The sequence below is a fragment of the Anabaena sp. WA102 genome (genome assembly GCF_001277295.1).
In the GTDB taxonomy this organism is placed as follows: Bacteria; Cyanobacteriota; Cyanobacteriia; order Cyanobacteriales; family Nostocaceae; genus Dolichospermum; species Dolichospermum heterosporum.
The window spans coordinates 4095125-4109935 of sequence record NZ_CP011456.1 but is presented as its reverse complement, the minus strand read 5'-3'; the positions used below and the strand labels follow the sequence as shown (position 1 = coordinate 4109935).

The window sequence follows — 14811 nt, the reverse complement described above, 5'->3', positions numbered from 1 at the left end:
ATTGTTAATTTTTAATTGCTAATCTATGTCTATAATTATTGCTGGAGAACGGAGTGGAGTCGGGAAAACAACAGTTACACTTACCCTATTAGCATCTTTACGTCGTCGTGGTGTAAAAGTGCAATCTTTTAAGGTGGGACCCGATTATATTGATCCGATGTTTCATCAATATGTTACTGGTCTTCCTTGCCGAAATTTAGATGCTGTGCTAACTTCAGAAAGTTATGTGCAGCAATGTTTTCACCATCATTCTCCCCAGTCTGAATATACTTTAGTTGAAGGGGTAATGGGTTTGTTTGATGGTATTAGCCATTTGTCAAACACAAATGAAAAAACCGACTTTGCAAGTACAGCCCACGTTGCTAGATTATTAGATATACCAATAATATTAGTAATTGATTGTAGTCGTTTATCGGGTTCAGTAGCTGCGATCGCTCACGGTTATTGTTCTTTAGATAGTAGAATTAAAGTTGCTGGATTAGTCTTAAATCGAGTCGGAAGCGATCGGCATTTATCATTATTAAAAGCTGCCCTTTCACCTTTACAATTACCCATACTCGGTGTCTTACGACGACAAGATAATATTACCATTCCTGACCGTCATCTGGGTTTAATTCCCACCGCAGAATTACCAGAATTAGATCAAATAATTAATAGTTTGGCAGATTTAGGTGATATTTACTTTGATTGGGATAAACTTCTCCCACTTTTAAAATCAGCATCTTCCCCAATTCTCAATTCTCAATTCTCAACTCCCAATTCTGCTGTAAGAATTGCTGTAGCGCGAGATCAAGCCTTTAATTTTTACTATCAAGATAACTTAGATCTACTAGAAGAATTAGGAGCAGAATTAGTATTTTGGAGTCCATTAAATGATGATCAATTACCCAAAGATATCCAAGGAATGTATTTTGGTGGAGGGTTTCCTGAAGTATTCGCACAACAATTATCTAAAAATACCAGCCTAATACAAACAGTCAAAAACTCAATTTTAGGAGGAATACCCACAATTGCGGAATGTGGAGGATTGATGTATTTGTGTGAAAAAATTATTGATTTTGATGGTAACTCTTGGTCAATGGTAGGAATATTACCCACTTATGCACAAATGGATAAAAGATTAACATTAGGATATCGTCGCGCAGTAGTTTTAGAAAATACTTTTTTACTTGATAGCAATAAAAACATTTTTGGACATGAATTTCATCGTTCTCATGTAATCACCAATTCTCCCCAACCATTATTTAATACCTATCGCTATGATTGTGATGAAAATACAGGTTTTGAAGGTTGGAATTTACCCAATGTTCATGCTTCTTATATTCATCAACACTGGGGAGAAAGTAGAGAAATTCCTCAAAGATTTATCCAGGAATGTTTAAGAGGATGTTTGAAAAGTCGTATCCCGTAATTTTCATCACATTGTTACCCCCCTTTCTTATAAAGGGGGGAAACAATAAAAATCCAGTTCCCTCCCCTTAGTAAGGGGAGGGTTAGGGTGGGGTAAAAAATATTTGATACATCAACCATAACTTTTAAAACACCTTCTAAAATCCTAGTGACAAATGACATTAAATGGTTTAAAAATGAAAACTATTAGAGTTTTTATAGGATGTTTGAGTTTGTGGCTATTCTTATATATAGCTGCTTATTTGGGTGCGGAAATTTTTTGGTTTCAGGAAGTTGGTTATATAGAAGTATTTTTGCAAAGATTGTTAACTCAGGGGAGTTTATGGTTGTTTATTGTGAGTTTGAGCGCCATTTACTTATTAGGAAATCTGACTTTAGCTGAGAGGTTGAAATATCCCCCTTTTTCTCATTCTATTCCGGTACAGGAACTAAAAATTAGTCAAAGATTAACGAGTTTTCTTAGTCCTCAATATCCCAGAAATAATCAATCCCCTCAATGGCAAAATTATACCAGTAAAATTAAATTGCGATCGCTCTTACCTCTAATATTAGGGTTAATTTTTTTACTGTGCCTGATGCTAATACACTATGGAAACATTGCCCTCTCCTATTGGTTAGAGAAAGTTAATCAATCTAGTTTATCAGTACCACTATTATTTCGAGCCGAGATAATTTTACAGTTGGGAAGACAGATAATTTCTCAACCTTGGTCTTTAGGACTATTGGGGGGATTATCTATGGCTATATTAATTTATAGCAAATTGTGCTTCAGAGCGATCGCTATTATTTTTAGTCTTATCTTTGGCTGGATACTATCTCAACATTGGGCAAAAATTCTCTTATCTTTTCATCCTATTTCCTTTGATCATCCTGAACCATTATTTGGCAAGGATATCAGTTTTTATATTTTCCATCTCCCCATTTGGGAACTTTTAGGATTTTGGTTAATAGGATTATCCCTATATGCTTGTATTAGCGTCATTCTCACCTATTTATTATCAGCAAATAGTCTCAGTCAAGCCGTTTTTCCCGGATTTTCTTCTCCACAAATGCGCCATTTATCGGGATTAGTCGGCTGTTTAATGTTAGTCGTATCTTTAAATTATTGGCTCAGTCGTTATCAACTCCTATACTCGGTTCGTGGTGTCAGTTATGGAGCTAGTTATACTGATGTTAAAGCCCAATTACCAGCAGATACAATACTGTATATTTTATCAGTATCTATAGCCTTATACTTATTATGGTTAACTGTATTTTGGCAACAAAAATCTTCACATCATCGTCGGGTAAGTTATGCTTTAGGTATTTATATAACTTTGATATTCATAGGTAATTTCATTGTACCTATGGCTGTACAAAATTTTATTGTTGAGCCAAATGAATTACAAAAAGAACAACCTTATATAATGCGAAATATCGCCCTAACTCGTCAAGCATTTAATTTAGATGTCATTGACTCTCAAATATTTAACCCCACAGGAAAACTCACAGAAGCAGATATCAAAGCCAATGAATTGACAATTAGAAATATTCGGCTTTGGGATCAAGAACCATTATTAAAAACTAACCGTCAGTTACAACAAATTCGCCCTTATTATAAATTTCCCGATGCTGATATTGATAGATATTTAATTAAAAATAACGGTGATCAAGAAAAACAACAGGTACTAATTGCAGCGAGAGAATTAAATTATCCAGATGTTCCCCTCCAAGCACAAACATGGGTAAACCAAAATATGATTTATACTCATGGTTATGGCTTCACTATGAGTCCCGTCAATACCGTTGCTGCTGGTGGATTACCAGAATATTTTGTCAAAGATATTAGTGAAAATGGTAGCGTATTAAATACTTCTAGTCCTAATATTCGTGCCAGTATTCCCATCGGACAACCCCGAATTTATTATGGAGAAATTAGTAATACTCACGTCATGACTGGGACAAAAGTTAAAGAATTAGATTATCCCAGTGGCAGCGATAATGTTTATAATAGTTATGATGGATTAGGGGGTATTCATATCAACTCTCTATGGCGAAGATGGCTATTTTCCATATATTTAAAAGACTGGAAAATGATATTTACCAGAGATTTTTTACCAGAAACCAAAATATTATTACGGCGGAATATTAACCAACGAATTCGCACCATTGCCCCTTTTTTAAAATTTGATAGTGATCCTTATTTAGTTGTAGCAGATGCCCATATAGATGGTCAAAATCAACAATTTCCCGGTAAAGAAAATTATCTTTATTGGATAGTTGATGCTTACACCACAAGCGATCGCTATCCTTACTCAGATACAGGTAAAAATAGTATTAACTATATCCGTAACTCTGTTAAAATCGTCATTGATGCTAACAACGGTACAGTCAGATTTTACATTGCTGATGCCTCCGATCCATTAATTACAGCTTGGTCAAAAATATTTCCCAAAATGTTTCAACCACTGAATAATTTACCAATCAATCTCCGCAATCATCTCCGCTATCCAGTAGATTATTTCAAAATTCAATCTGAACGCTTAATGATCTACCACATGACAGATACCCAGGTATTTTATAATCGGGAAGATCAATGGCAGATTCCCAATGAAATCTATGGTAACGAAAGCCGTAAAGTTGAACCCTACTATTTAATAACCAGTCTCCCTAACGTTTCCTTTGAAGAATTCATCCTCCTACTTCCCTACACACCCAAACAACGCACCAATTTAATCGCTTGGTTAGCAGCACGTTCCGACGGTGAAAATTATGGGAAATTAGTATTATATAACTTTCCCAAAGAACGTTTAATTTATGGACAAGAACAAATTGAAGCCAGAATAAATCAAGATCCAGTTATTTCTCAACAAATTTCCCTATGGAATCGTCAAGGTTCCAGAGTAATTCAAGGTAATCTGTTAATAGTTCCCATTGAGCAATCATTACTATATGTTGAACCAATTTATTTAGAAGCCACACAAAATAGTTTACCAACATTAGTGAGAGTAGTCGTAGCCTATGAAAATCGCATCATCATGGCACCCACCTTAGAACAAGCACTACAAGGAATCTTTCAACCAGAACTCGCACCACCAGCAACTATTATTCGTCTCCTAGAAGACGAAATACCCCCTGGTTAAATAGCTGATATTTCAACTCAGAATTATACTGATTTTAGTTTAAACTAATAAGTAATTGGACAAAAATATTTACAGTCATTCCGAGGGAAGGGAAGCAATCACAACCCTTGCGATTGCTTTATTTCACTTCGTTCCATATGGCTAACGCCACGCAACGCTTACGCAGTGACATTGTGTAATTAATTCTGTCTCACTACTTAAAATAAAAACTTCCAGGAAAATGTAACTAAGTAGGTGAACACAATAAAACCAAACTGTGTAAAGAAACGTAAAATCGCCCAAACCCTCTTCACTCTTGCCTCTTGCCTCTTGCCTTTTGCCTTGCCATAACGACAATTTTCAACGCCAACCTACTTATGCTATATCATTTAGATTTTCATGTTGAATACCCCGATAACATAAATCAACAAGAACTATTTGCCTTATGGAGTGAAGAAGCAGATGTCGCCCTCCAAGCCAAACAAGCCGGAATAGTGGTTGATTTATGGAAATGTGTTGGTACTCGTCGTGTAATTGTCATTGTTGATGTTCCTACTCCCGACACATTAGACCAAATTCTTCTAGACTTGCCTATCATGAAAAAAAACGGACAAAAAGTGCAAATAGAAGTAACACCTTTAAGAAAATATGAAGACTTCGCTGCTGATATCAAAGCTAGATTAAATAACCAGGAATAGCTACAACACCGATTTAATAATCCGTAAAATGGCAATTCTCTCTAGGGGCAATGCCCCCGTGCTTGCCCCAAAACCCTACCAGAACAACCACAGGGGGATTGCCTCTACAATTAAATTAATGTATCGGTGTTCTAGAAATTCAAAAATTTAAAAAACTATTAGAGTAAGCCGCAAAATAAATGATCCTGTTTTGTCATGCTGAGTGTAGCGTTCGCGGAGCGTGGCGTTAGCCATAGCGAAACGAAGCATCTCAAGAGATTCTTCACTACACTTCCTTTCGTAATGCCTATGGCAGCACGAACAGAATGACATTGGGCATTTCTTTTTGTGGAGTTCTCTTACCAACTGTATTTTTAATATCCACGTACTACTTCAGGTATATATTCACATAATAAAAAACAAAACTATTGACAGAGATAACTAATCTTTACTTTTGATAAACCTATAATCAGAAGCCATATACAGCTTTACTCAAACAAAGCATAGACTTAAATTAAAAGTTTCAAAATCAAACATCAGTCACAATTAAAACAGACTTTATATTGAGGAGCTTGCCACTTGGTTCTGTCACATTTTTTAATTACAGCACTTTCTGATGTTATCAGGTACAGTTTTCTATCGCAAAACCCGTAGGGGCGCAGGGCCTGCGCCCTCCATTATGTCCTTCGCTCTTCATTGTATTCCATGAAAACGAAAATTGTTGTAAGAACCATTATAGATAATTAAGGAAAATAAGATGTATATAGAGCAGGTATTGGGAAATACATTCATGACCGACAATACCAACTTGTCCATTGCTCAAGGTGCAGTTCAACAAGAAAAAGTCCAAGTGCAATATCACAACATCCAAATACCAGATTTAGCACTATCGTTAGCTCCTCTGGGATTTATTTTTGTTTGGGCTATTTTTCTCCTGCTTTTTCATAAAATCCGCACCAATGCAGATGATAAGGTCTGCATAAAAAACAAAATTCTACAAAAAGTCCCCTGTAAAAAATGTCAATTTTTTGCCAATAACCATTATTTAAAATGTGCCGTCAAGCCTGATACTGTTCTTACAGAAGAAGCCATAGACTGTTCTGAATACGTGCCTAAAAAGGTCAGCTTCCCCCCTAAAAACTTATTTCACTAAATATCAGATCCCCGACTTCTTACAGCAAATTGTCATCAAACCCGGAACAAGAACCCCACCCCCAACCCCCTCCCCGCAAGCGATGAGGGGGCTAAGATGTACTTTATATGATTGGAAATCATTGTGAAGAAGTCGGGGATCTATTTCCGATTGCTCCATAAATGCCATCTATCCATCCTAAAAAGCGTCTGTGAGTACGTGGAGTCCCAATTTCCAAATAATCTAACCCAGTATCTAAACCAGGAAAAATTGCCGCTAATCTGTCAATAATTTGCCATGCTGCTATTTCTTTTTTAGCCGCATACTCCCTTTCTGAAAGTCCTTCAGTCGGTTAAGGAAATGTAGGTTGGGTTGTTCGCTTTAGCGTTGCGGAGCAATCGGAACGAACCCCAACAAAATCCTTAATAATGTTGGGTTATGGCTATACTCAAAACGGCTTGATTGTTTGATTCTAAACGTAGGGGTAAAGCAAGAGCTTCATTGGTGTCAACTTAACGTAAAACCCTTAATAAATAAGGAGGAGAACAAGAGCGATGGCGCGGAATGAACTGCTATAGGCGATTCCTAGGTCGCGCTTTGCGATCGCTCTTGTTCAAGAGGGTGATGTGCCTAGCTCACCGAAGGAATCGCATTTGAACCAAAAAAGAGGATAATAAAATTATGAAAAACACTCACAGGGTCAAAAATTATGACTCAAACAAGAAAAAGAAAAAATGGGAATCCAGATTTGCGTCGTCAGCAACAAACTCCATCGCCATCATTACCACAAATTGAAGAAGAATTAACAAAATATCTACAACCAAGTCTATTTACACAATTAAAATATTTACCAGGAAACAATGATAAACCGATGAGAGATAGATTGCTAAACTTACCAGTAATGGTAGCACTAAGTAGGTTGGCGTTGAAAATTGTCGTTATGGCAGGGCAAGAGGCAAAAGGCAAGAGTAAAGAGGTTTTGGGCGATTTTACGTTTCTTTACACAGTTTGGTTTTATTGTGTTCACCTACTTAATTCTCAGTTTAGTTTATCGACAAATAGCGGGATTATCAGAAGCAGTAAGAGTATTAAAAGAAGAAGGATTAAGTAGGTTGGCGTTGAAAATTGTCGTTATGGCAGGGCAAGAGGCAAGAGGCAAAAGGCAAGAGTAAAGAGGTTTTGGGCGATTTTACGTTTCTTTACACAGTTTGGTTTTATTGTGTTCACCTACTTATTATGGGTATAACCAATAGAAGTTAGCAAACAAGCATTATCAAAAAGATTAAAAATAAGCGAAGATAATTCATCAAAATTAGGTGGGAAAATCATGATAATTGTCGAAGCTTTTACCCAAAATCCCGTCAAATTATGGTATTAACAAAATCCCAAAAGTCATGACCAAAACCGGGGAAAAGATTTGTTAGATAAACTGCCAGAAAGAGGCTTGATAATAGTGGATCTAGGATTTTTCAGCTTTAATTGGTTTGACAAATTAACCGAGAGTAAAAAGTACTTTATTACCAGAATAAAAGAAAAAACAAATTATAAATTTAAACAAGTATTATCTCAATGCACTTATTATAAAGATGAAATTATCATCATGGGTAAATATCGTTCAAATCCATGTAAATATCCAGTGCGATTAGTATCAGTTTTAATTTGGGAGGCTGTACCGTTAAGTTGACACCAATGATCACCGCTAAACCCCTACCCGCTTAAATCAAATAATTAAGCCGTGTTGAGTATAATTGACGGGTAAATAAATTTTTCCTCTTCCTTCTTCCTTCGCTCTCTTTGCGTCCTTCGTGGTTCATTTCTTCTTTATGTTCTTCCCTCCCCTGCCCTGCCTCTCTTCTCCCCCTGCTTGCCTTCACCCGTCATTTTCGGGTTGACAGACTACTAGGGTTTGCTGAATAAGTTGTCTGTGAGGGCTAGAAGTATGGCTAACGCCACGCTATCAGCAAACCCTATCTAGAAAATCAAATATCATGAGGATGGATACCTAATGCTCTTAAATAAACCACTAACTTTTCCTATTGCCACTCACAATTTAATAGTATCGGGTTTTCATGCCCTATCAGATCCCATTAGAATCAGTGTTATAGAACTTCTGCGTCAGCGTGAACTATGTGTATGTGATTTATGTGATGCTTTAGAAATAAATCAATCAAAACTTTCTTTTCATCTCAAAACCCTCAAAGAAGCAAGTCTAGTAAATTCCCGTCAAGAGGGACGCTGGATTTATTACAGCTTGAATATTTCCCAATTTCAGATTTTAGAAACATATCTGGGGGAATTTCGCGTCAATTCTGGACTTTTATCCCCTCGTTCCTGTGGTGAATAGTTGATTTTTATTTCTCGTTCCCATACTCTGTATAGGAATGAATTACAGAAGGCTCTGCCTTCAACATTGGTGTCAACTTAACGCAAAACCCATAGCCCGACTGGGAATTCATTCCCAGTCTCATAGCAAAACTTGTCTTTTGATGACTAAATAGGGTTTGCTGAAAAAGTTGTCTGTGAGGGCAGGGAACTGGATTTTTATTGTTTCCCTTCTTTATAAGGGGAAAGGGGGGTAAAAAAGCGATGAAAATGACGAAATACCACTTTTAAAACATCCTCTTAGGAACTGACAAGTAAATGCTTGGGCGATCGCTAGTATACTAAACACGGTTGAGAGATGGACTTTTGTAAAATCACGAACAACCCTGATTTGTAGGGGTTTAGCACTGCTAAACCCCTACCTACAGAATCAAATAATTAAGCCGTGTTGAGTATAGTTTTCCCAGTAAAGGTAAAACGTTCAAAGTAAAAGATATTTGTCTATATTTTTTACAACTATAGCAATCCTATTTGATTTGTGAACATTACCAGAGTCAGATCCCCGACTTCTTAGAGAAGTCGGGGATCTTGTTTTTCATAACTAATTTAGGATTACTATATAACTCGGACTTATTTCTGGCTCTTGCGTCTCTTTTATGGTGATTGAGGATTGATGATAACAAAACCCTTACGGGACAAGGGTTATAAACAATTATTTCCATATTTTCAATGAAATGCCTACACAATAGGGCTTTCAATGATTTTGAACCAGGGTTTCCATAAAAATAACCGAAGAACCTTATTTCTTTAATGATATTTTTATCTTACAGCAGTTGCAGGTTGAATGCAACACAATTAAGGGCGCAGACCCTGCGCCCCTACAGGATTGGCGATGAAAGTTTGTACCTCATAACAGCAGGAAGGGCTGTATTTTTTTTGTAAAACCCTTAATCCCCCTGATGCTTTGGGGGGAAACCGGAAAAATTAGTTCCCTCCCCTTGCAAAGAGGAGGGTTAGGGTGGGGTAATTTGAGGAATAATGGTGATTCGATAACTTGTGTGTACACCGTAGCCTTATAAAGGGGAGGGAACTGGATTTTTATTGTTTCCCCCGTTTACAAGGGGAAAAGGGGGTAATAATGTGATGAAAATTACGGGATACCACTTTTCAAACATCCTCTAAAAGCCGACTCACGATTTATTTCTGGGAAGCGATTCGTGAAATTTTATTTCTGGAGATGTATATATTTATATTAATCCCATTCCCGTAATTGCTTATGCACTACTGCTAAATACCACATATAATCATCAAGCTTATACTCATCCGCAGCTTTAACTATATATTCCTGCGCTAACTCTAAATTATTCTCAGCTTCATAATATAAACCCAAATAGAGATGACTGTAAAACTTACCTTTTAATCCTGCCAATTTTCCTACGTTCAAAACATCATCTGTTGTACAATTACCTGCAAATAAATCATAAACAGACTTCATGATTTTTCGCGGATCATTTTTCACAGGTAATAAAGAATTACGAGCTTCTGTAACACCGGATAATCTAGCTATACAAAGATATCTCCAGACAGTTTCTTCCACATCTTGAGCATTAACAGTTAAATCCTTTTCAAACTGTTTTGCACCTTCAGCAAATCGTTCTGCATAATAATAACTTAACCCGCGTTGCCAAAGATAAGGAGTAATTTGAAAATCTAACTTTTCTGCATGATCAAAATCTTGAATTGATTCGGTAATTTTTCCTAATTTAAAATTAATCATGCCGCGACGGACATAAGCATTGACATTATTTGGCTGAGTGTTAATGGTATTATTCCACCCTTGCAGTTGATTTTCTAGGGAGTTGGTAAAAAACATTTTGGTAATCAAATTTGCTACTTTTAATCTAGCTCTCTCCGTCCTTCTAATGCTCTAGCTAAGGTAAGTTCATCAGCATATTCTAAATCACCACCTACAGGTAAACCAAAAGCAATGCGGGTGACTTTTGTAAATGGTTTTAGTAATTGACCTATGTATAATGTTGTGGTTTCTCCTTCGATGCTAGGACTAATAGCTAAAATCACCTCTTGGGGTTTTTGTTCGCTTACCCGTCTGACTAAAGGCTGAATATTTAACTGTTCTGGTCCAATACCATCCATAGGGGAAATTACGCCACCTAAAACATGATATTTACCTTTAAATTCACGGGTTTTTTCCAATGCAATCACATCACGAGAATCTGCAACTACGCAAATAATTGTATTATCTCGCTGAGGATGACGACAAATTTCACAGATTGGATCTGATGAAAGGTGAAAACAAACTTTACACAAACCGATCTGTTTTTTTGCGTCAATAAGTGCTTGAGCTAAGGCTTCTACTTCTGCTTCTGGTCTTTTTAAGATGTGCAAAGCTAAACGTTGGGCGCTTTTTGGACCAACTCCGGGTAGCCGTTGCAATTGTTCGATTAATCTGGCTAGGGGACGTGCGTAAACCGTAATTCTACCTCCGGGGTTTTTTCTATTTTACAGTTAAATTATGTTTCGCGCAAAGGCGCAAAGACGCAAAGTTTGAGGAATTTTAACCAGAACCCATGAGGAGATTGTCACACCATCAAGTCAAGCTATGATGGAGATGATCACGACAATCATGGTCTACAAGTTTGAAAATCTGAGTCGTCGGGAGGTAGAATCAATGTTAGGAATTACACTCAAAGAAACTAGAGTTTATCAAGAAATTAAAGAAGAAGGCAGAGAGGAAGGACTGGAACAAGGCAGAGAAGAAGGACTAGAGGAAGGACTAGAACAAGGCATAGAACAAGGCATAGAACAAGCTACAATTAATTTGGTGATTCGACAATTAACAAAGCGGTTTGGTAAAATATCTCAGAGAAAGATAAAATCTATTTCTGGTTTACCATTGTCTGTGTTAGAAGAATTGAGTGAAGCTCTTTTAGATTTTCAGAGTTTGAATGATTTGCAAACTTGGTTGTTAATCCATACTCCGGCAAAAACTGACTAACTATGTATTCTGGGTTCTGGGTGTAAGGTTGATAATAATTGACTTTCCACCTCTGCTAATTCGTCTAATCTGTCCATGACGATTTTTCGATCATAATAGGTGTCAGCTAAAACCCAATACATCCCAAAATGTCTGGCTTCTGATGCCATTAAACTGCGGTAAAATTGAGCTAGTTCTGGTTCTGGACAGTTAGCAGCTAGGAGTCCTAAGCGTTCATGACTGCGGGCTTCTATTAAGCCGGTGACGAGTAAGGAGTCTAAAAATCTCTGGGGTTCTTGTCCCCGAACTTGGGATTTTAACCCCGCACCGTAGGGGGGTGCGGATAGGGCTGCTAGTTTGATCTGACGGCGTTCTAGCCATTGATTAACAAGTTCAAAGTGTTCGAGTTCTTCACGAGCGATCGCTGTTAACTCCCTCACCATTTTAGCATTAGAGGGATAGCGGAACATCATATTTAATGCTACTCCTGCGGCTTTGCGTTCACAGTGGGAGTGATCTAGTAAAATAATATCAAGGTTAGCGATCGCTTGCTCTACCCAAGCATCACTGGTAGGTTGTTTGAGGGCGTTGATTGTGGGTAAAGGTGAACTCAGCACAGCGAAAAAACTCCAAATTTAATAATTAATTTTAATCTAGGAAAAAAGAGATGTTTGCCGAATTATTCCTATAATACAGTAAATTTGATTATTTATTCACAGCCACAAACGGTAATTTTAATAAACTGATCACATTAAAATTTCTAGTTTCTTCGGGTACACCAAATTGGATGGTTTCTGGTTGGGGTGGATAATAACGAGATTGAAATATTATATCCCAGATAGTTAATAAACTTGTATAATTACTATTTAAATATTTTGTTAGTTGACAATGATGAGCGCGATGATAATTAGGTGTAACAATAAAATAACTCAGGAATTTATCTATTTTGAAAGGTAAAGCAAAATTACTATGATGAAAAACTAAGGATATAGCAAATAAAGATTCATATAATATCCACGCATTTGGGGTAACTCCCAATAGATAAATTAATCCAATTTTGGGAATATTAGAGACAATTACTTCTACCGGATGAAAGCGGTAAGCTGTGGATATATTCATCCATCTATCTGTATGATGAACTTTGTGAAACCGCCAAGCAAAACCCCAAGTGTGGATTAATCTATGCCACGTATACATATATAAATCTAGCAACAAAAAAGAGAGAATAAAGTGCAACCAGGGTAAATTTAGATCATAAAAAAATCCCTGTGATAAAGTTGGTTTCCAGAGAGATTTTAAGATTAAAATAACTGTGAGGTTAACCAATAAAGAATTTACTAAACCTAAAATTAGATTGTGAATAACTCTTTTAAGTAAAGTTTGATGATATTGAAAAAAGGGAATTAATGTTTCTAAGATTCCAAATATCACAATACTGCTGAAAACAGCCAGAGATTTATATTCCATTTTGTTTGATGTCCTGATAATTCTGCCGTAGGTGGGTCAATTTTTTCTCTCTATTCATGAATTTTACCATGAATATTTTCTTGAGTCTCAAGAACAAAGAACAAGATCCCCAACTTCTTTAAGAAGTCGGGGATCTGAAACTCTTAATTTAAGAAAATTTCCTTAAAAATCCCAATAATTGCTTAGTTTTTGGTGTGAGTAAAGTCTTGCGATAAGCGTCTGCGGCTTTTTTAATGGCTTCTGCTTGGGTGGGGTAAGGATGAATTACACTGCTAAGTTTACTTAAACCAATTTGATGAACAATAGCTGTGGTAATTTCGGAAATCATCTCCCCTGCATGATTAGCAACTATGGTTGCACCCAGAATTTGATCTGAGCCTTTTTTGTGATGAATCTTTAAAAAACCAGATTCTTCATGATCGGCGATCGCTCGATCTATGCGACTATAAGGTATCTTAATAGTTTCTATCTCTATACCCAATTCTTTCGCCTCCTGTGCATACATCCCCACATGGGCAATTTCCGGGCTGGTATATGTCACCCAAGGCATCACTAAACTACTGAGTTTAGATCGTCCCCAACCAAAAGGCGAAAACAGGGTATTTTTAATCACAATTCGGGCTGCCGCATCTGCCGCATGAGTAAATTTCCAATTCATGCAGATATCACCAGCGGCGTAAATTTTCGGATTTGTGGTTTGCAAATAATCATTTACTTTCACACCGAAGGTTTGATCGTATTCTACACCAACTACCTCTAGATTCAAATTTTCCACATTTGGCGCACGTCCCGCACCAACTAATATTTCATCAACTGTCACTGAATCTCTTTCACTATTCACAGAAAAATATAGGCGTTTTCCTTCCGTAACTGTGACAACTTCTTCTAATTGACAATTTAATACTAAACGAATCCCTTCATCAATCAAAACTTTTTGCAAAATTTCCACTGCTTCTGGATCTTCCTGATTTAAAATATGTGAACCGCGATGAAATAATGTCACCTCACAACCCAAACGCTGAAATGTTTGTGCTAATTCACAACCGACAGGACCACCACCAATTATTGCTAATTTTTCCGGTTTCTGAGTCAGAGAAAAAACAGTTTCATTAGTTAAATAACCTGCGGCTTCAATTCCTCGAATTTTCGGTTTCACAGCCCTAGCACCCGTGGCAATGACAGCTTTTTTAAATTTTAAGGTTTGCTGATCAACTTCTATAGTATTCTGACTTTTAAATTTACCATTACCTAAAAAAACATCAATTCCTAAACTTTTAAATCTTTCCACAGAGTCATGATGACTAATACTCGCCCGAATACGTCTCATTCTCTCCATAACTGTGGCAAAGTCTACATCAAATTTCTGGGAAATATTAATCCCTAAATCTTTGGCTTTTTTGATTTCTTCAACTACACGAGAAGAACGAATTAAACATTTAGAGGGGATACAACCAAAATTTAAACAATCTCCTCCCATGAGATTTTTTTCAATTAATGCTATTTTCAAACCCAAATCTAAACCCGCAGCCCCCGCAGCGACAACTAAACCCGCAGTTCCCCCACCAATAACCACCAAATCATAATAATCAGCCGGTTGGGGATTTACCCAGTTATCGGGATGAACATTTTTGATTAGTTTTTGATTAAACTCATCCATTGGACGCATTGTGACTCTTGGAGATTCTGAATTTGACATTTTTTTACCTC

Annotated in this window: 11 protein-coding genes and 3 pseudogenes; 8 read left to right on the top strand and 6 right to left on the bottom strand. The window is 36.8% G+C overall.

Annotated features, from left to right (window positions below):
* The first annotated feature begins 25 nt into the window (after positions 1 to 25).
* The 4 genes from AA650_RS17915 (at position 26) to AA650_RS17900 (ending at position 6341) form a co-directional block, all read left to right on the top strand.
* Positions 26 to 1411, top strand: coding sequence for a cobyrinate a,c-diamide synthase (locus AA650_RS17915; protein ID WP_053540049.1), 1386 nt, complete (start codon positions 26 to 28; stop codon positions 1409 to 1411).
* A gap of 175 nt (positions 1412 to 1586) precedes the next feature.
* A complete protein-coding gene (locus AA650_RS17910) occupies positions 1587 to 4532 on the top strand; it encodes a UPF0182 family protein (RefSeq protein ID WP_234413221.1) in 2946 nt (981 codons plus the stop codon).
* Between the two features lie 356 nt (positions 4533 to 4888).
* Entirely contained in the window at positions 4889 to 5209 is a 321-nt protein-coding gene (locus AA650_RS17905; RefSeq protein ID WP_053540047.1) for a muconolactone Delta-isomerase, read from the top strand.
* Positions 5210 to 5945: 736 nt separating this feature from the next.
* On the top strand, positions 5946 to 6341 hold the full coding sequence (locus tag AA650_RS17900) for a hypothetical protein (protein ID WP_053540046.1): 396 nt from the start codon (positions 5946 to 5948) through the stop codon (positions 6339 to 6341).
* A 139-nt stretch (positions 6342 to 6480) separates the two neighbouring features.
* Here the strand turns inward: AA650_RS17900 and AA650_RS28770 are convergent.
* Positions 6481 to 6666: pseudogene (locus AA650_RS28770) on the bottom strand (carotenoid isomerase); the annotation flags it as partial.
* Positions 6667 to 7029: 363 nt separating this feature from the next.
* On the opposite strand from AA650_RS28770, the gene AA650_RS17895 reads away from it, so the two are divergent.
* The 3 genes and pseudogenes from AA650_RS17895 to AA650_RS17885 all read left to right on the top strand — a co-directional run bounded on the left by AA650_RS17895 (position 7030) and on the right by AA650_RS17885 (position 8664).
* On the top strand, positions 7030 to 7431 hold the full coding sequence (locus tag AA650_RS17895) for a hypothetical protein (RefSeq protein WP_053540045.1): 402 nt from the start codon (positions 7030 to 7032) through the stop codon (positions 7429 to 7431).
* Positions 7432 to 7716: 285 nt separating this feature from the next.
* Positions 7717 to 8004: pseudogene (locus tag AA650_RS17890) on the top strand (transposase); the annotation flags it as partial.
* A 321-nt stretch (positions 8005 to 8325) separates the two neighbouring features.
* Positions 8326 to 8664: an ArsR/SmtB family transcription factor gene (locus AA650_RS17885; protein ID WP_053540043.1), complete on the top strand. Its 339-nt coding sequence runs from the start codon at positions 8326 to 8328 to the stop codon at positions 8662 to 8664.
* A 1230-nt stretch (positions 8665 to 9894) separates the two neighbouring features.
* On the opposite strand, the gene AA650_RS17880 is transcribed toward AA650_RS17885, so the two are convergent.
* Complete coding sequence (locus AA650_RS17880) at positions 9895 to 10515, bottom strand: tetratricopeptide repeat protein (protein WP_053540042.1); 621 nt, start codon at positions 10513 to 10515, stop codon at positions 9895 to 9897.
* Between the two features lie 23 nt (positions 10516 to 10538).
* A complete protein-coding gene (gene recR / locus AA650_RS17875) occupies positions 10539 to 11138 on the bottom strand; it encodes a recombination mediator RecR (protein WP_081424264.1) in 600 nt (199 codons plus the stop codon).
* 76 nt (positions 11139 to 11214) lie between these two features.
* Between recR and AA650_RS17870 the strand changes: the two are divergent.
* Positions 11215 to 11658 (top strand): annotated as a pseudogene (locus tag AA650_RS17870) (DUF4351 domain-containing protein); the annotation flags it as partial.
* On the opposite strand, the gene AA650_RS17865 reads toward AA650_RS17870, so the two are convergent.
* The 3 genes from AA650_RS17865 to AA650_RS17855 all read right to left on the bottom strand — a co-directional run bounded on the left by AA650_RS17865 (position 11655) and on the right by AA650_RS17855 (position 14800).
* Positions 11655 to 12254 (bottom strand): tRNA-(ms[2]io[6]A)-hydroxylase, encoded by a 600-nt coding sequence (locus AA650_RS17865; RefSeq protein WP_039201206.1) that lies wholly within the window; start codon positions 12252 to 12254, stop codon positions 11655 to 11657. The pseudogene AA650_RS17870 and the gene AA650_RS17865 sit on opposite strands and share 4 nt — an antisense overlap.
* Positions 12255 to 12342: 88 nt before the next feature.
* Complete coding sequence (locus AA650_RS17860) at positions 12343 to 13104, bottom strand: sterol desaturase family protein (protein ID WP_053540040.1); 762 nt, start codon at positions 13102 to 13104, stop codon at positions 12343 to 12345.
* Positions 13105 to 13252: 148 nt separating this feature from the next.
* On the bottom strand, positions 13253 to 14800 hold the full coding sequence (locus tag AA650_RS17855; RefSeq protein ID WP_053540039.1) for a mercuric reductase: 1548 nt from the start codon (positions 14798 to 14800) through the stop codon (positions 13253 to 13255).
* Positions 14801 to 14811: the final 11 nt, after the last annotated feature.